This window comes from Paenibacillus sp. FSL P4-0338, from assembly GCF_038002365.1.
Classification (GTDB): Bacteria; Bacillota; Bacilli; order Paenibacillales; family Paenibacillaceae; genus Paenibacillus_AQ.
The window spans coordinates 308616-326169 of record NZ_JBBOCG010000001.1 but is presented as its reverse complement, the minus strand read 5'-3'; the positions used below and the strand labels follow the sequence as shown (position 1 = coordinate 326169).

The window sequence follows — 17554 nt, the reverse complement described above, 5'->3', positions numbered from 1 at the left end:
AGCACAGCACACAGAATCCGAGGCGGTGTCCTATATGAAACTCCTACTGTTATCCAGCCTTATGCTAATACTGATCCTATGTAGCTTAAATGATATCCGCCGGCGCAAGATTCCCAATATTCTGACGGTCTTAATTCTGGGAGTGGGCATTCTTCATATGATCCTGTACGGGTCTCTGCTGAACTCGCTTAACGGTTTGCTTCTTCCCGCCGCCCCCCTTCTTCTCTTGCGCAGGTACTCTCGTTCAATTGGAGCAGGAGACATTAAGCTAATCTCGGCTGTAGGGGTATGGCTGGGAGGACTCCTGAATCTGGCCCTGTTCGGTGCGGCTTGTCTGTTATGTGCTGCGGTTCTGCTCTTGAAGCGGACTTACCGGCAGGATATTCCCGGCTCCGTGCCCTTCGCTCCTTTTCTTACTGTTCCAGTCATTCTGACTGTGTTAATTATGTATTAACTTCATTTGATTTAGCTTTTCTCAATTGGTAATATTTCCTTCTGTTTTTAATTAATCCAATGGCAGGTGATTTGAAACAGGCCACATTACCCAAATTAAGGTGCAAATGCGAAATATTATACAGACCTATAGACAGCATAATTTTCAGGTAAACCGCTAATTATTATGTAGATCAATCGAACTAATCGTTCGTCCTAACGAAAAAGAGCGTTCCACAGTCTCTATCGGCTGTGAAACGCTCTTTTTTTTGTAAATAAACACTTTATGCTTGTGCCACCCGCTGCCCAATCGTCCGGCCTACCTGATCCAGAATGGCAGACACCGAGGCGGGATCATGCACATCGTACTCATCAATATTCAGCCGCAGCACCGGACAGGCGCTGAATTCGTTAATCCACTGGGAATAGCGGCCGTGCATATGCTCCCAGTAGGAGACGTCGGTCTGGATCTCCATCTCGCGTCCGCGCTCATTGATGCGGGTCAGGATCGAAGGCAGGCTGCCTTCAATATAGATCAGCACGTCGGGATGCGGGAAATATGGCGTCATTACCATGGCCTCATAGAGGCTGGTGTACGTAGCATAATCGGTCGGGGACATGGTGCCTTGATCGGCGTGCATTTTGGCGAAAATCCCTGTGTCCTCATAAATCGAACGGTCCTGCACAAACCCGCCGCCCAGCTCGAACATCTTCTTCTGCTCCTTGAAGCGTTCGGCCAGGAAATAGATCTGCAGGTGGAAGCTCCACCGCTCGAAATCGTGATAGAACTTCTCCAGGTACGGGTTATGATCTACCTGCTCCAGCGAGGTCTGGAAATTCAGGCGCTGCGCGAGTGCTGCGGTCAGCGTCGACTTGCCGACACCTACGGTTCCGGCCACAGTGATAATGGCATCATTCGGGATGTTGTAACTACTCATTTCATAAGCTCCTTTACTTGCTTCGCGATGGTGTTGAAATCTTCGGGATTCTCCACGAAATCCACCTGATTTCCGTCGATAGTGACGATTACGGTGGACGGTTCGCGGCGGGCCAGTGAGGCCATTGCATCGTCATAATCCTCAATTAACTGCTGGAGGTAGGCAGGGGCAATGATCTCTTCAAATGTACGCGCACGCTTGGCAATCCGGGCCAGCAACGTATCCAGATCCGCCCGGATATACAAAATGATGTTCGGCTTGGGGAAATCATCGGTCAGAATATGATAGATCTCCCGGTATTTGTCCCGTTTCGATCCCTTCAGCGTCCGTTCCCCGAAGATCAGATTCTTATAGATATGATAATCCGAAATGACCGGCTTCCCTTGATCTATGTACTGCACAGTTGTGTCTTCAAGCTGCTTGAACCGGTTGCAGAGAAAGAACATCTCAAGCTGGAAGCTCCAGTCGTCCATATTCTGATAGAACTTGTCCAGAAACGGATTCTCGTCGACAATTTCTTTAATGACCGGAAGCTGTAGTTCGGTGGCGAGCATCGTGGCGAGGGTGGTTTTACCGGCTCCAATCGGGCCTTCCACGGCTATAAAAGGTGCATGTTTCATTAACGCTAATTTCCTCCTCAAGTACGGACAATTCCAAAAAACAGACTAAATTATTGTACCACAGGAGCACCGCAAGCAACGGTTAATTTTCAAAGAAACTTTTCAGGGCCAAGCAGCGTCTATATTCAAGGTAATATATTCTTTTATTTACCTAATTCAGTAATTTCCTATAGAGAGTAGAGGATATCGTGATGAAAAAAAGAATTTTGCTTGTGAGCATGGTGGTGGGTTTGACGGCGTGTCTGACTCTGGGGAATCCCGAGGCTGCAACAGCAGCAGCTAATGACGTTGGCTCCGGCATCTCCTCCTACGGACCCGATTATCTGATTAAGGACGATGGGACCCTGTGGGTCTGGGGGGAGACGAAGTCCGTACCTACTCAGGTACATGGACTAAGTGATGTACAGGCTTCTTTCCCTTTATATTACAGTGCAATGGTAACCACCAAGGATGGCTCGGTCTGGAAGTGGGAGAGCAACGCCCGGACTATGGCCATTGAAGTTACACCTGTGCCCGAATTGAAGAATATAACCAGTTTCCAAAGAGTATACCCGCGTCATTTGGCAGTCACTGGAGAGGGTGCAGTCTATACTTCAGTTACGTCAACCGACGACAATACGACACCTCCGTTCGCGCCTGTTCCCGGCCTGGATCACGTTACAGCCATCTCTCAATATTCCGAGAGCAACAAGCTTAACAATAAGTTTAGCGACTGGCAGCGCTATCTGTTCCTGAAGACAGACGGGACGGTCTGGACCAGCATTGACGAACTTGCCACTTTTACACCGGTCGCCAATCTGAAGGACATTGTCCAGCTCGAACAGAATTATGCGCTCAGTAAGGATGGCAGCGTCTGGACCTGGCCGGACCAGGATAGTTATTTACCGGAGACCTATAGTGACCCGGCGAAGATAACTGCAACTCCTTTTTCCGGCTTAAAAGATATTCGCACTCTGTACAACAACGGGCGCAGCCGGCTCGCGATTGACAAGCAATCCCGTCTCTGGTTCTGGGGCTCCACAGTCACTGGATATTCGGATGGAACCACGTATCAGGATGAACCCGTTCCGGTTGTCTTCTCAGGGATCAGCAAGGTGACCGATGCGTACATTGTTGAACAATCAATTGTCGCTCTGACCTCAGACGGCAAGGTCTATGCGGCTTCGATTGCCGCAGAACTTATGTCGCCAAATGCAAAGTTTACCTTGCTTGCTTCCGACATCCAGTCGATAAAAGGCGGAGGAAGACATGTCATTATGCAGAAGAACGACGGCACCCTCTGGGGGTGGGGCGTGAACAAGAATGCTGAGCTCGGGTACGGTACTTATGAATTCAGCTACAAAGAGCCCGTTCCGATGCAAAAGCCAATCTCCGTTAGCCTGAATGGCGAATCCATTGCCTTCACCAATGGTGTCATTACCCGTAACGGACAGAATTTCATTCCGCTGCGTTCACTGTTCAGCAAGATGGGAGCTACTATCGGTTATTCCATGGACAAAGTAGTAACGATCACCGGTACCGCTGCCGATAAAACTCCGCTAACCATCGTCATCAACACCGTGAACGGAGCCACCACCGTAAATAATAAAAACGTCACTCTGGCAACACCGCCGTTTGTAGTTAATGGTACCGTCTACCTGCCGCTGCGCTTCATCAGCGAACAGCTCGGGGCCAAGGTCGACTGGCTGCCGCAGGAGAGCCGGATTGCGATTAGTATGAAGTAAGGATTCTATCCTGAAATAAAAATATAGCGGACTATTCTCAAATAGAGAATGGTCCTTTTTTATTTTTGATCTTGTATATAAACAAAGAATAATCTAAAATTCGCCTTTTGAGATATTTTGAAACCTTCAATCGTGTTGTTTATAGGAGGCGAAATAATGAAATCCAGCTCTTTGTTAGACACAGATATAGAATTCGCTGAACTCTATCAACGGCATGCAGATCTGGTCTACCGGCTTTGCTATATGTATTTAAAAAATCCTGTTGATGTTGAAGACGCTGTTCAATCTGTGTTCCTCAAACTAATTAACACTCCAAGGTTCTTTAATGACCACGAGCATGAAAAAGCATGGTTGACAGTAACTACTAGAAACTACTGTAAAGATATTCTTAAACATTGGTGGAGAACCCGCCGTGTGGCATTAGAGCGTTTGCCGGAGGCTGTTACTTGGAATGGTTTTGAGCCTTCGGGTAAAGTCTTTTCAAAACTTCTTTCGCTCCCCGAAAAATACAAAACCGTATTGTATCTATATTATTTCGAGGAATACACAGTAAAGGAAATCGCTGAAATGTTAGGCTGCAAAGAAAGCACAATCCAAACACAATTATTTCGAGGCCGTAAACGGCTTAAGTTAGATTTGGGAGGAGATTATATTGAGGATTAAAAATATTCATGAGGCTTTTGAAGCATTGACGCCAACAAAGGATCAAAAAGAAAAAATTTTTCAAAATCTTTTAACAAATAGCCAGATTAATCATAAAAGTCAAAGAAGAACTGCTCCTATTAAACTTAGAAGATATACTATACTTGCTGCTGTCCTGATGGTTGGATTAACCACAACAGCTTTTGCAGCAATATATACAGGACTTGATGAAGCACTGATTCAATTTCTTAAACCATCCAATAAGAATCAGGTTGTACATATGTCTAATGGCGCTTTTACAATAAATAAAATAATTAAAAATAAGCAGGGCTCACTAACCATTAGGCAGGTGATCGGCGACAGCAATCTAACTTATATTTTAATGGACTTTACCGCTCCTAAAGGCACAGATCTGAATGCGGCCCGCTATCGATTTCATGCCGATATCGACTCTAATCAAAGCTCGTACAGTACTGGATACGAGGTAATCGATGACGGGAATCCTTATGACAACAAAATTAGTTTGGTTATGAATATAATGACCAATAATTCCTTAGCTGGTCAAACTGTTGATATTATTTTTAGAGATTTAGAAGCAGCTGATCCGTTTCCCGGTATTTTTGATACCGTAGTATCTGGTTCCTGGGAAACCTCACTTAAGCTTGATTTCAAAGAGTATTCTACCCTTCATCAGATTAATCAGGCCATTTCACTGTATGGTTATAAGGCAACCTTAAAGACGATCTCTGTCTCGCCAATTTCCATCACCTTGAAGATTGAGAGCGATTCATTACAAGAGATTAATAAATTCGCCTTCAAATCAGAAGAAATTGCTCCAAATATATATTTGGATGACTTACCTATCACTATAAATTTTACAGATGGCACTTCAGAAACAACTAGAATTTTTACAGGAATGTCTACGAGCTATTATACAAGTAACCAACTCATTACACTAAAAACTTTTGATCGTGTTATTAATGATAAAGAAATCGAGTCTTTCATATTCTTTGGTAAAAAGATTCCGATTAAGACAACCGGCCGCTGAAATCACTGTATTCGAACTCGCGGATCACCTTGAGGCCTTCTGCTTCATTGTTTGCAGACAAGCCAACAGCAAATGTACTGTGCCATACCCGGGGCTGAATGTCGCTTTTGTGCAATACAAACCAGGCACGATAATATACAATGAGCTTAGTAAAATCATCTATAGCAAATTTGGGAGGGGCTATTGTGGGCTTCAAATCAACAATTTTGGTAGTAGAAGATATAGCGAGATCAAGAATGTTGTACGAAGATATTCTTAAATGTAAAGTAGAGGCTGATTTTGGCTTATATAATGTTGGATTTGAAGGCGGTTTGGCGCTGTATAGAAAATCGTTTTTTACAGAGTTAATTCATCAAATTGACAACGCATCCAAAACACATAATGTCGTTATTTATTTTGAATTTAAGGATATTTACTCGTTAAGAGACCGGATTGTGGCTGACGGATTTGAGTTATTGCACGATATTAAGGAACAGCCCTGGGGACAGAACGTACTACGCTTCTATGATTATGATCAGCATATTGTTGAGGTAGGAGAAGACATGGAGACTACGCTAGTTAACATGTACCGGTCAGGTATGTCAGCAGCAGCCATTGCTGTCAAGACCGGCTATCCTGAAGACCATGTCAAAACTCTATTAGGAGTTTAGTTAGCCATTTAAGGGGAGGTCGTTTTTATGATAACACCATTTATACATTTTCCAGGAAAATGTGTCGAAGCCATTCAGTTGTATGAGAGGGCATTTAAGGTGACCGACAAACAAGTGATGCTCTTCCAAGAAGCCCCTGACAACTCCGGAATGACTATCACATCAGAAATGTCCAATCTAGTCATGCATTCAACCCTCACAATCTGTGGAACAATGTTTAATATGAGCGACACGGTAGATACGCATGATGCAGGAAACATGTTAGGCTTTAATGTGAGGATGGACTCGGAGGCTGAGTTCTATAAGGCCTTCGATGTATTGAGTAAAGAAGGCGAAGTTTTACAAGAAATCGGGCCACAGTTTTTCAGTAAGCTATATACTGTTCTGGTCGATCCCTTTGGAATACGCTGGCAAATCATTTTAGTCTGACCACCCTGTTAGATTAATACAGTGCCGCAAAAAAACGCCCCCTCAGCCAAGCTGAAGGGGCGCTTCTATTATTATCATCAACCGATTAAGACAACCGGCCGCTGAAGTCACTGTATTCGAACTCGCGGATCACCTTGAGGCCTTCTTCTTCATTATAAGAAGCGATAGCCGGGAGGTTCACGCCGTTGAACATGTGGTTCTTCACCATGGAGTAATGCGCCATGTCGGTGAAGATCAGCTTATCGCCGTATTTCAGCGGTTCCGGGAAGGAATAATCACCGATCACATCCCCTGCCAGGCAGGTCATGCCGCCAAGCCGGTAGGTGTGGGCGAATTCGCCCGGTTCTCCGGCACCGAAGATGCCCGGACGATAAGGCATCGCCAGCACATCCGGCATGTGGCATTCAGCCGAGGTATCGAGAATCGCGATATCCATGCCGTTATGCATGGTGTCGAGTACCGTAGCAACCAGATAACCAGTGTTCAAGGCAACGGCCTCTCCCGGCTCCAGATAGATCTCCACGTTGTACGTCTCTTTCATATGCAGAATGCACTTGATCAAGGTGTCGAGATCATAGTCAGGACGGGTAATATGATGCCCGCCGCCGAAGTTCAGCCATTTCATCCCGTGCAGGTACTGGCCGAATTTCTCTTCTACAACCCTCAGCGTACGCTCCAGCGTATCCGAGTTCTGTTCGCACATCGTGTGGAAATGCAGTCCGTCAATGCCGTCCAGCTCGTCCGGCCGGAAGTTCGGCAGGGTTACGCCCATACGGGAGAAGTTGTAGCAAGGATCATAGAGCGGCACTTCAATCTCGGAATACTCCGGATTGACGCGAATCCCGCAGCTAATCTGCTTCGGCGCGTTCTGCACGCGCTGCTTGAACCGGCTCCACTGGTCGAACGAGTTGAACACTATATGATCGCTGTAGCGAAGCAGCTCATCGAACTCACGGTCGACATAAGCGGGTGCATAGACATGGACCTCTTTGCCCATCTCCTCGAAGCCCAGCCGGGCCTCGAACAGAGAGCTGGAGGTTACGCCATGCAGGTACTTGCCGACCAGAGGGTACATGGCGTGCATGGAGAAGCCTTTTTGCGCAAGAAGAATCTTGGCTCCGCTCTTCTCCTGCACATAATTCAGGGTCTCCAGGTTCTTCGTCAACAGCCGTTCATCCACCAGATAGGCAGGGGACGGCAGATTGCTGATATCGATATCGATGTCCTTGTTCTTCATGGCCATGCGCCTTAATCCAGCAGCGTCGGCGAGAAATCTTCTTGCCAAGGCAGGCCGTGTTTGTTAAGTGCATCCATGAACGGATCTGGATCGAACTCTTCGATATTGTGTACACCCGGTTTGTTCCAGATCCCTTTGATAATCATCATCGCCCCGATCATCGCAGGAACACCGGTAGTGTAGGAAATGGCCTGTGAGCCAACCTCTCTATAGCACTCTTCGTGATCGCAGACATTGTAGACATAATAGGTCTTAGGCTGACCGTCTTTGGTGCCTTGAATGATACAGCCGATATTGGTTTTACCTTTGGTTCTTGGTCCCAGGGAAGCCGGGTCAGGCAGAATGGCCTTCAGGAACTGCAAAGGAATAATCTCTTTACCTTCATAATTAATAGGCTCAATAGAAGTCATGCCGACATTCTCAAGCACCTTCAGGTGGGTCAGATAGTTCTGCGAGAAGGTCATCCAGAAGCGGATCTTCTTCACGCCAGGAATGTTAACAGCAAGTGATTCTAACTCTTCATGGTACAAAAGATAGATATCCTTCGGACCGATCTCCGGGAGATCGTATACTTTCTTCTCAGACAGCGGCGCGGTCTCAATCCACTCGCCATTCTCGAAGTAACGTCCGTTCGCAGTAATCTCGCGGATATTAATCTCAGGATTGAAGTTGGTGGCAAACGGATAACCGTGGTCGCCCGCGTTCGCATCCACAATATCAATCGTATGAATCTCGTCAAAATAATGCTTCTGCGCATAGGCCGTAAATACTCCGGTTACGCCAGGGTCGAAGCCGCTGCCGAGCAGCGCTGTAATTCCGGCCTGCTCGAATCTTTCCTTGTACGCCCATTGCCAGGAATATTCAAACTTCGCCGTATCCTGCGGTTCGTAGTTGGCTGTATCTACATAGTGCACTCCGGTAGCCAGGCAGGCATCCATGATCGTCAGATCCTGGTAAGGAAGAGCCACATTAATCACGACATCCGGCTGGAAGCTCTTGATCAGCTCAATGACTTCTTCCGTGTTGTCAGCATCCAGCTTGGCCGTAGAAATCTTAGTCAGGCCCCCGTCCAGCTTCTCTTTGAGCGCATCGCACTTCGACACCGTACGGCTGGCAATGCAAATCTCTTCGAATACATCCGGGTTCTGGCAGCATTTATGAACAACAACGCTCGCTACACCGCCAGCGCCAATAATTAACGCTTTTCCCAAATTAATAACCCCCTAATTATGCTTAAGTTATTAGTTATTAGCCTTGCTGCTCTGGAACAGGCTACATCCTATGAAAAATCAACAACGCTGATTATACAGAAACTTTCTCAATAAATCAATAAAATCCGACAAAAACTGTGATCTTCCGTGTAAAATCTGCAGTTTTCTACATTAATACTCTGTAATTCACTTCATTGCACTGAAATCCTTCGTTTTCCTTCGCTTTTAACCTTAATAAATGGAGAACCAGCTTAGGGTCCCTTCCAAATTTCAGTCCATCAGGCCAACCGGATAATTATATCACAACGGCGGTGTTGTTCAACTTTTTATTTTAAATTTAAGCAAGGCAGCCGGACAAAAGTGCAAATGAGGCACATTATAATAACTTACCCGTTTTTCGCTGCCGTTAACTGATAAGTGTAAAGGTCGCCCAATGTTGACTAATCTGATCCGGTCCGGTCCATTCGTTTATTATGCGTAACCCTGCCTTTCCCATACCTCTGTCATACCTGGGCGTTGCGGGATTAACTAGACCTTATCGCAGACGGCGGTTGTCCGCTGATCTGCTTGAAAGCTTTGCTGAAATGAAACTCATCGCTGTATCCGCAGGCGGCCGCAATCTCCTTCAGGGTTAGCCTGGTATACAGCAGCTGCTTCTTCGCATGCTCATAGCGGATCTCACTTAAATACCCTTTGGGACTCTTGTGCAGATATTGCTGAAAAAGACCGCGCACATACGAGGAGGATATGCCGTAGCGCACCGCCAGCTCATGGATCTGTAAGGGTTCACTGTAGCGCCGCTCCAGCTCCTCCTTCATCCGTAAGAATAATTCGTATCCCTGCCCCCGGTCAGGATGGCCGCCCTCCTTAGCCTGAAATAATTCGTACAAAAGCTGATAGAGCAGCGCCTGAGTCTTAAGCTGGCTTCCGGGACTGCCGGGAACAAAGTCGCCAGCAATCCGGCGAAACAGCTCACCCAGCGCTCTCCCCGGCTCCCTCCCGGGCTTCAGGCGGAACGGCAAGGGCAGTTCATGAAGCGGCTCTACCCTCCCCTGATTGTCCGCTGAAGGCGACAATGTATACAGCGAGAGCAGGATCATGGTGATCCGCAGTGGCATCCCGCCTCCGCTGTTCATCTCCATGGACAATCCCGGACGGAGATAGAACAGCATGTCCGGCGACACCGGATGCTCCTCTGTGTCTGTCCGGAACACTCCTTCCCCCTCCTGAATCCAATACAGGCTGTGGACATGTATATTCTGACGGATATCCCTCCAGTGCGGAAAGGTAGTCTTGTCATGAATCCAGTGGATATCCATCACCAGATTCTGCGGAATCTCCACCATATATAGCTCCTCCGTTTCTCGGCCTGCCATTTACAAGGATGGGATCAATCAGGGATTCATTTCTGAAGCGTTTTTGACATGCCAGTTCTGTTCATTATACCATGCCACTCCCCTGCATTCATTGCTACACTTAGGACATTAACGGCTGGAATGATGAAGGAGAGATACCAGATGACTGAAACCTTGTCCACTACGGCACAAGCCCTGGATTACATGCCTTGGATTGGCCTGTCCGAACAAGAAAGGCTTCAGCAGGACCGGCACCAGCAGCAGCTTGCTGCCGATTATCCCTGCACCTTCGGGGAAGCCTGCTTCGTCTCGCCGCAAGCCATTGTGCTGCCGGATCAGCTAACGCTTGGCGACCGGAGCTACATCGCCGGAGGTGCGATTGTCCGCAGCACACGGCTGGTCACAGGCAGCGACTGCTCTATTAACAGCTATAGTATATTGTCAGGCGATATTACCATGGGCAATGGCGTACGGATTGCTTCCCATGCAAGTCTATACGGCTTCAATCACGGCTATGCCGTGACGGATGTTCCGGTCTTCCGCCAGCCTCTGACAGTCAAGGGCATTGTCATTGGAGATGATGTGTGGATCGGGGCGAATGCCGTGATTCTTGACGGAGTGCGGATCGGGGCGCACAGCATTGTTGCGGCGGGGGCGATCGTAACCCGCGATGTACCGGCGTACAGCATTGTCGGCGGCAATCCGGCCAAGCTGATCCGCAGCCGTCTGGCCGGGAAGACAGTGACAGAAGATCATAAGGAGGATGCAGCAATGGAGATGAAAGAGCAGGCTGGCGAATACGCAGAGCATGTAGCGGATGCGCAGAGACTGTCGTCTGCTGAATATGAGGCAGATACTGCTAAGCTTGAAGGAGCGGGAATGGGCAGCGGGGTACTGCCGCTTGGCGGAGCGGAGCCTGCTCCTTCAAGCCTGTATGAGCAGCTCGCGAATTTCAGCAAGCAGGTGCAGGAGCAGCTAACTCCCCTGCTTGCGTTCTACTCCGAAACGATAGAGGGAGAGAAGCTGTTCCGGGACCGGCCTGGAGCGGGGCGGACTGTAAGGGCGTACTGCGATGCTGTGGAAATTGCTGCGATGTTCGGCAGTCTGCCGCCCGGCTGGACGAAGGAGGAGCTGACCGCCACATTACACCAGTTCCAGGACAGCGGGACCGGATTATTGCCCGACCCGTGGTCGCCGCCCGGACCGGAGGATCAGCCGGAGCTGTTAACCGATCATCTCTCGCGTTATCATCTTCTCGCTGTAGGCTACGCGCTAGAGGTGTTAGGTTCTGCTCTAACCTATCCCGTAGCCGTGGCCGAGAATATGGATACCGCCACACTGTATCAGCAGCTTGATAGTCTGCCCTGGGCGGACAATGCCTGGGGCGGCGGCGACTGGATTGATTGCTATGCTACCGGGCTGTATCACAATCTGAAGTCCTTCGGCTCCGGCAAGCGCCCGGATGATCTGTTCGGCTGGCTGGCGACGCACTGCAGCCGGGACTCCGGGCTGTGGGGTCTGCCTACTCCGGAGGAGAGCTGGCTGCAGCCGGTGAACGGCTTTTACCGGCTTACCCGCGCTACCTATGCACAGTTCGGCCTGCCCCTGCCGTACCCGGAGCAGAGCATCGATACCGTGCTGGCTCACAGCCGGGACCGCCGCTTCTTCCGCCTGGACGCGCTGAATGCCTGCAACGTGCTGGATGTCGTCCACCCGCTCTGGCTCTGCCTGAAGCAGAGTGATTACCGGCAGGCGGAGATTCGCGCTTGGGCAGAGAAGCTGCTCGGCGAAGTGCTGCCCTTCTGGGTTCCCGGACGCGGCTTCGCCTTCCAACTGTCGCGGCAGCAGGAGACCGGCCTGCAGGGCACGGAGATGTGGCTAAGCATTATCTGTCTGCTGGCGGACTTGTGCGGGTTAAGCTCAGCCCTGGGCTACTCCCCGAAGGGAGTTCACCGACTGGAGCCTGCCTTCTCGTTATCCGTATAAACGCGGCTTGCGCCCAGAAGGCGGCTTGAACTTATTTTCATAAGTGGAAACGGCTTTGTCGTCCTTTAAAAGGACGGTACCGTTTCAGCGCAAAAACCCCGTTATCTCCGCTCGTTCTGAGCAGTGATGACGGGGTCTTGTACGCTTTTATAGGCTGCTCCTGGTTATTGCCCGAAGCCGACGCGCGGACGCTCGCGTTCCTTGGTCTGCAGCTCTACCGCCCGGATCGAGGTAATGGGAATGTAGAGGGTCTGATACTCCGTACTGTATTTCACGAACCGTTCATCCAGCTCCTCCAATACGCCACCTCTAACACTTGTACCATCCAAAAAATGAATATGAACTTCCTGTCCCTTCAGCGCTTCCAGCATGCTCTTCCTCTCCTTCGTCTCACAAATGGGTGATGATGGTGTCAATAATTCCGTATTCCAGTGCCTCCTCAGCCGACATGAAGTAATCCCGGTCCATATCCTTCTCCACCTTCTCCTTCGGCTGGCCGGTCCGCTCAGCGGTGATCCCGACAATCTTCTCACGGATCTGAAGAATACGTCTGGCGCTGATCGCAATATCGCTGGCCTGCCCCTGCGCCCCGCCATGCGGCTGATGGATCATAATCTCGCTGTTCGGCAGGGCCGATCTTTTGCCAGTGGCTCCCGCAAGCAGCAGCAGTGAAGCGAATGAAGCAGCAAAACCGGTGCAGATCGTGTTGACTTGAGGTTTAATTACCTGCATCGTATCATAAATACCGAAGCCTGCGGTAGTTGAACCTCCCGGGCTGTTAATGAACATCTGAATATCCTTCTCCGGCTCATCGGCCGCGAGGAACAGCAGCTGCGCGATAATGCTATTGGCCAGCCCGTCATCGATTGCCGCACCCACGAATACAATCCGGTCCTTCAGCAGCCGGGAATAAATATCATAGGACCGCTCTCCTTGGGCTGTCTGTTCAATCACATAGGGGATTACGCTCATTCTGGTGTGCCTCCTCTGATCTGTTTTAGTGTGGATACCCTGTAAACGGTCCACCCGCACGAAAAGATACGGTGGGCGGAAGAGGTGCGGAAATAGCGGGGTGCGTATCTTTTACATTGTGCTGTTCGTTTATATAATAGAAGCAACGCAACCCATCGAAGGAGAGGGCCACTATGACGATTCTTGAACATCACCGGACACCGGATACGATAGCTATGGATACAAGACATCTTCAGGAGCTGGGAAGAACCTTGCAGCGCTACTGCCTGTCGCTCACCCGCTCCCGCTGCGACGCCGACGATCTGGCGCAGGAGACCTGGGCCAAAGCGCTCGGCTACCGCAAATTCACCATCAGCCCCAATCCCGAAGCCCTGCTGCTGCGGATTGCCAAGAATACCTGGATTGACGCTTCCCGCCGCCGGGGGTCGCTCATCCGTGCCATGGAACGGTCTGGAGTGTCAACCGATCCAGCTTCTGCTGCGGCAGCCCTAGAGGAGCTGACCGGGACGGAGCTGACCTTTCAGGCGCTGCTCGCCCATCTCTCGCCGCCGCAGCGGACCGCCTGGGTCCTCCGCGATGTACTGGGGTATTCAGCCGCCGAGTCCGCCGGACTCTTGGCTACGACGGAAGGCGCGGTCAAAGCAGCGCTGCACCGTGCACGCCAAGCCTTGAGCAAGGTCCGGGAGGAGCTGATCCAGCATGAAGGTCCCGCGCTTCCGCAGGATGCCGATTACCGGGGTTATCTGCGGGCGCTGGCTGAGGCCTATGAGCAAGGGCAGATTCCAGTATTACTGGAGCTGCTCCGCCAGGAGAACGCCGGGGAGGTAACCGCTGCTGTAAGCAACTTTACCGTTCAGTCCGTGTATTCCATGTATACAGACAACACCAGATACGCCTATACCCAGGGAGCACCTGCATACGGCGGGCTTCAGATGGCTGCATAATACGGATGAATGGAGCAGTGGCTCTGCTCTGATTATAACTTAGGAGAGTGAACCCATGAAGAAGGTGCTTGTGCTTGGAGGAACGAGATTTTTCGGCAAAAGACTGGTGGAGCTGCTGCTCCAGGACCAGGACAGCGAGGTCACCATCCTGACCAGGGGGCTAACTGAGGATACCTTCGGTGAGCGTGTGACCCGGCTGGCTGTGGACCGGACGGATGAAGCGGCGCTTGAGCAAGCTATCGGGGATACTTTATGGGATATCGTCTACGATAATATTTGCTACACGCCGGATGAGGCGGCTGCTGCTGTGCGGATCTGGGCCGGGCGGACCAAGCGGTATATCCTGACTTCCAGCTTATCCGTGTACGATCCGCAGCCGGAGGCGCTGGCTGAAACGGACTTCGATCCTTGGTATTATCCGCTGAAGTCTGGCGGAAAGACGGAAGTCAGTTACCAGGAAGGCAAAAGGCAAGCCGAAGCGATTCTGCTTCAGACAGCGGATTTCCCGGTGGCTGCGGTACGTTTTCCGATTGTGCTGGGCACAGATGATTATACGCGCCGGCTGCATTTTCACATCGAGCATGTTCTGGCAGGTCAACTGATTGGCATTCCTAATCCGCAGGCGGAGATCTCGTTCATCCGTTCGGACGAAGCGGCTGATTTCCTGCATTGGCTGGGCCGGGAGGGCTCAGCTGTCACGGGGCCGGTGAACGCCTGCTCGGACGGCACCCTGACCATTGGCAGCGTTATTTCCATCATCGAACAGATCACGGGAAGGACGGCTGTCGTCCAGTGTGAGGCGGCGGAAGCAGAGCAATCCCCTTTTGGCATCGGTGCATCCTGGTTCATGGATACGGCAAAAGCCCGCTCGGCGGGCTTCAGCTTCCTATCCTTATCAGAGTGGTTCCCAGAGCTGGTCTCGTCGCTGACCCATTCACTTCGCCAGGACCAGTAGTTCCTCTTCCAGCTCTTTGGAGATCTCTTTCTGCGGTTCGTTAACAAATGTACTCAGGCCGGGCGCAGGCTTATCCTGCACCGGTATTCCCGCAGGCAGGGGCCGTTGAATTTCGGCTTCTGCCTTTTTTCTCGTCTGTTGCGTGAGGTTCTTATGCATCTCCTGCTGTGGCTTGGCCTGGATATGCTCTTCTGTCTTCGCTTGCGCCTTCACTTTCGATGCCTGCACCCTTCCGCGAACCGTTGTATCTGCATGTGCTGAACTTGAATTTGAACCGGAATCCGCTGCTGATTCTTGCTCAGATGCTGCTTCCCGTGTAATTCCGTCCTCAGCAGCCTCCGGTATTTTGAACACATTGATCTCCCGGAACAGCCGTTGCGAGATTTCATTAATCTCCCCGGCCTGCCTTGCAATGTCCCCGATGGCCTGATCCTGCTGGGTGCTGGAAGCGTTAACCTCCTGAACTCCGGCCGCCGTCTGCTCAGCTACAGCCGCAACAGAATGTACAGATTCGGCAAGCCGTGAATTGAGGGTACGGGTCTGTTCCACCTTGAGGTGAATTTGCCCGATCTGTGTGCTGATGCCTGTAATCGATTCGTCGATAGCGGCGAAGGAAGCCAGGGTCTGCTCCACCTGATGGTCCTGCTGCTCCAGGCTGTCCCGGGTCTCCAGCATATGTCCCTGGAAATCCGCCATACCGGCCCCAAGCTCCTGAATAATCCTGCTGATATGCACCGAGGAGTCATTCGTCTGTACGGACAGCTGCCGGACTTCATCGGCAATCACCGAGAAGCCTTTGCCTGCTGCTCCCGCTCTGGCAGCCTCGATGGCCGCATTCAGCGAGAGAATATTCGTCTGCTTCGAGATTTCGGTGATTGAATGGGTAATGCGCGAGATATCCTTGGACTGGTTCACCAGCTTGTCCAGCGCACCATACACCTTGCCGATGGATTCCCGGGACTGACGGGAGCTGTGGCGCAGAGCCGTAACGGTATCCGAGCCCTGCTGTCTGTTCCGGTTAGCCGCTTCACTTGTAGTCAGCATTACATCGGTATAGTCAGTAATTTCCTGGACCCCACTGGCCAGCTCCTCCAGGAGCTGCGTGCTCTGCTCCGACTGGCTGGCCTGCTGGTCTGCCCCAAGCGAAATCTCCTGTATAGTTCTTACAATATTCTGGTTCGTATGCGCTGTAACGGCCGAAGACTCCTCAAAAGATTGCGCGTAATCGGCAAGCGAACCTGCCGCAGACAAGGTCTGCCGCAGCATCTCCTGTACCCTGCCGACCATATGGTCGAAATGATGGCTCAGCTGTCCCAGCTCGTCATTGTACGGGGAGTTAATCTGCTGCCGCAGATCGCCCTCCGCGATCTGTCTGAGCGCCGCCTGAAGCTTGCGCACTGGTGACAGGAACGAGCGGATCAGCAGCCAAGCGAGCATCAGCATAAACAGGGAGACTGCGATCGCAGCGTACATCACGATGGATACGGTATCATCCAGCAGAGCGAAGGAGACCCCCTGGGCCTGATCGGCATTGGCAGCGGCAGCGGTGTACAGCTCACCGTTAGTCTTTAGCATGTCCTGATTCAGCGCAAGCGCTTTTGTATGTATACCATCTATGGTCTCCAGCACACTCAGCGGATCAAGGGTCTCGTCCGATATCGTCGTTACCAGTTCTTTCGTTAGAGCGCCATATTCTTTTGCTTGTGCAGACAGTAGCTTATAACTGGCAGAAGCATGCGTACCCTGTTCAAAATTCACCTTGACCAGCTCCGCAGACAGCTGCTGCTGCTTCTCCTGCAACGGTTCGGCCTGCTCCAGGTCACTGGATTCCGCCAAGGAAGTCTCCGCACGGTTCAGCTCCTGCAGCTGCTGGGTGATGGTTGAGACCGTAATTCTATTCTCCATTTCGCTCTTCTGCCGTTCCATGGATTGCTCGACCTGCTTGATTTTATGTCCCTGGTACACAGCCACGCCCAGAAAAATAAGTGTAATCGCCGAGAAACTCAAGATCAGCTTCCATTTCATCGAAAAGTGCAGCGGCTTCCCCTTCAAAAGTATCATCCCTTCATATCCAGCCTGATTTTGCAATAGGTATATTCTGCTAATACTCTCTAATTGTAAAAGCCGGATATTAATTGTCCTCCTAAGTTATGTATGCGCAGCGTAAAGATTCTGTTGCGAAACTGTTAACAAATGTGCAGAATTTAAGGAATGACAGGACTAATTGGACTAATAAGACTATTGGATAGGAACACGGCTTATTTGTACGGGACGATTGGGCCGGTGGGTGTCAGAGAGACAAGGTGTGACAGCAGCGGCAGGCCCGGTTGTTGTACAAATTGCAACTTTGATATACCGATAAAAGGGTAATTCTAAAGATTGTTGCACAAAATGCAGGAATATCGCCGCCC

At 50.5% G+C, this 17554-nt stretch carries 17 protein-coding genes; 9 read left to right on the top strand and 8 right to left on the bottom strand.

From position 1 onward, the window contains the following. Window positions 1-34 precede the first annotated feature (34 nt). On the top strand, window positions 35-454 hold the full coding sequence (locus tag MKZ07_RS01345; RefSeq protein WP_051494131.1) for a prepilin peptidase: 420 nt from the start codon (window positions 35-37) through the stop codon (window positions 452-454). Window positions 455-716: 262 nt separating this feature from the next. On the opposite strand, the gene MKZ07_RS01340 is transcribed toward MKZ07_RS01345, so the two are convergent. Continuing rightward, window positions 717-1370, bottom strand: a complete 654-nt coding sequence (locus MKZ07_RS01340) for a deoxynucleoside kinase (RefSeq protein ID WP_036702435.1) — start codon at window positions 1368-1370, stop codon at window positions 717-719. Beyond that, window positions 1367-1990 carry a deoxynucleoside kinase gene (locus tag MKZ07_RS01335; protein ID WP_036702438.1) on the bottom strand — a complete coding sequence of 208 codons (624 nt, stop codon included), beginning with the start codon at window positions 1988-1990 and terminating at the stop codon, window positions 1367-1369. The genes MKZ07_RS01340 and MKZ07_RS01335 overlap by 4 nt, the downstream gene beginning before the upstream one ends. A gap of 191 nt (window positions 1991-2181) precedes the next feature. Between MKZ07_RS01335 and MKZ07_RS01330 the strand changes: the two genes are divergently transcribed. From MKZ07_RS01330 to MKZ07_RS01310, 5 genes are all read left to right on the top strand, one after another. Beyond that, complete coding sequence (locus MKZ07_RS01330) at window positions 2182-3714, top strand: stalk domain-containing protein (RefSeq protein WP_036702442.1); 1533 nt, start codon at window positions 2182-2184, stop codon at window positions 3712-3714. A 156-nt stretch (window positions 3715-3870) separates the two neighbouring features. Continuing rightward, complete coding sequence (locus MKZ07_RS01325) at window positions 3871-4377, top strand: RNA polymerase sigma factor (RefSeq protein ID WP_036702445.1); 507 nt, start codon at window positions 3871-3873, stop codon at window positions 4375-4377. Beyond that, complete coding sequence (locus tag MKZ07_RS01320) at window positions 4367-5404, top strand: hypothetical protein (RefSeq protein ID WP_341024085.1); 1038 nt, start codon at window positions 4367-4369, stop codon at window positions 5402-5404. Before MKZ07_RS01325 ends, MKZ07_RS01320 begins: the two co-directional genes overlap by 11 nt. A 185-nt stretch (window positions 5405-5589) precedes the next feature. Further along, on the top strand, window positions 5590-6054 hold the full coding sequence (locus MKZ07_RS01315; RefSeq protein WP_341024082.1) for a VOC family protein: 465 nt from the start codon (window positions 5590-5592) through the stop codon (window positions 6052-6054). 27 nt (window positions 6055-6081) lie between these two features. After that, entirely contained in the window at window positions 6082-6483 is a 402-nt protein-coding gene (locus MKZ07_RS01310) for a VOC family protein (protein WP_036702450.1), read from the top strand. An 85-nt stretch (window positions 6484-6568) separates the two neighbouring features. Here MKZ07_RS01310 and nspC read toward each other — a convergent pair whose 3' ends face one another. The 3 genes from nspC to MKZ07_RS01295 all read right to left on the bottom strand — a co-directional run bounded on the left by nspC (window position 6569) and on the right by MKZ07_RS01295 (window position 10277). Further along, a complete protein-coding gene (gene nspC, locus MKZ07_RS01305) occupies window positions 6569-7705 on the bottom strand; it encodes a carboxynorspermidine decarboxylase (RefSeq protein ID WP_341027863.1) in 1137 nt (378 codons plus the stop codon). Window positions 7706-7731: 26 nt separating this feature from the next. Continuing rightward, complete coding sequence (locus MKZ07_RS01300) at window positions 7732-8931, bottom strand: saccharopine dehydrogenase family protein (RefSeq protein WP_341024080.1); 1200 nt, start codon at window positions 8929-8931, stop codon at window positions 7732-7734. A 524-nt stretch (window positions 8932-9455) separates the two neighbouring features. Beyond that, window positions 9456-10277 carry an AraC family transcriptional regulator gene (locus MKZ07_RS01295; RefSeq protein ID WP_341024079.1) on the bottom strand — a complete coding sequence of 274 codons (822 nt, stop codon included), beginning with the start codon at window positions 10275-10277 and terminating at the stop codon, window positions 9456-9458. A 171-nt stretch (window positions 10278-10448) separates the two neighbouring features. Here MKZ07_RS01295 and MKZ07_RS01290 point away from each other — a divergent pair, with 171 nt between their 5' ends. Further along, window positions 10449-12272, top strand: coding sequence for an acyltransferase (locus MKZ07_RS01290; protein ID WP_051494132.1), 1824 nt, complete (start codon window positions 10449-10451; stop codon window positions 12270-12272). A 164-nt stretch (window positions 12273-12436) separates the two neighbouring features. Here the strand turns inward: MKZ07_RS01290 and MKZ07_RS01285 are convergent, their stop codons facing one another. Then, window positions 12437-12643: a hypothetical protein gene (locus MKZ07_RS01285; RefSeq protein WP_036702456.1), complete on the bottom strand. Its 207-nt coding sequence runs from the start codon at window positions 12641-12643 to the stop codon at window positions 12437-12439. Window positions 12644-12662: 19 nt separating this feature from the next. After that, a complete protein-coding gene (locus MKZ07_RS01280; RefSeq protein ID WP_268748828.1) occupies window positions 12663-13280 on the bottom strand; it encodes an ATP-dependent Clp protease proteolytic subunit in 618 nt (205 codons plus the stop codon). A gap of 137 nt (window positions 13281-13417) precedes the next feature. On the opposite strand from MKZ07_RS01280, the gene MKZ07_RS01275 reads away from it, so the two are divergent. Then, window positions 13418-14188 carry a sigma-70 family RNA polymerase sigma factor gene (locus MKZ07_RS01275; RefSeq protein ID WP_051494133.1) on the top strand — a complete coding sequence of 257 codons (771 nt, stop codon included), beginning with the start codon at window positions 13418-13420 and terminating at the stop codon, window positions 14186-14188. A 55-nt stretch (window positions 14189-14243) separates the two neighbouring features. Beyond that, complete coding sequence (locus MKZ07_RS01270; RefSeq protein WP_036702460.1) at window positions 14244-15143, top strand: NAD-dependent epimerase/dehydratase family protein; 900 nt, start codon at window positions 14244-14246, stop codon at window positions 15141-15143. Here MKZ07_RS01270 and MKZ07_RS01265 read toward each other — a convergent pair. Further along, window positions 15123-17204, bottom strand: a complete 2082-nt coding sequence (locus tag MKZ07_RS01265) for a methyl-accepting chemotaxis protein (RefSeq protein ID WP_156949772.1) — start codon at window positions 17202-17204, stop codon at window positions 15123-15125. The genes MKZ07_RS01270 and MKZ07_RS01265 overlap by 21 nt on opposite strands. Window positions 17205-17554: the final 350 nt, after the last annotated feature.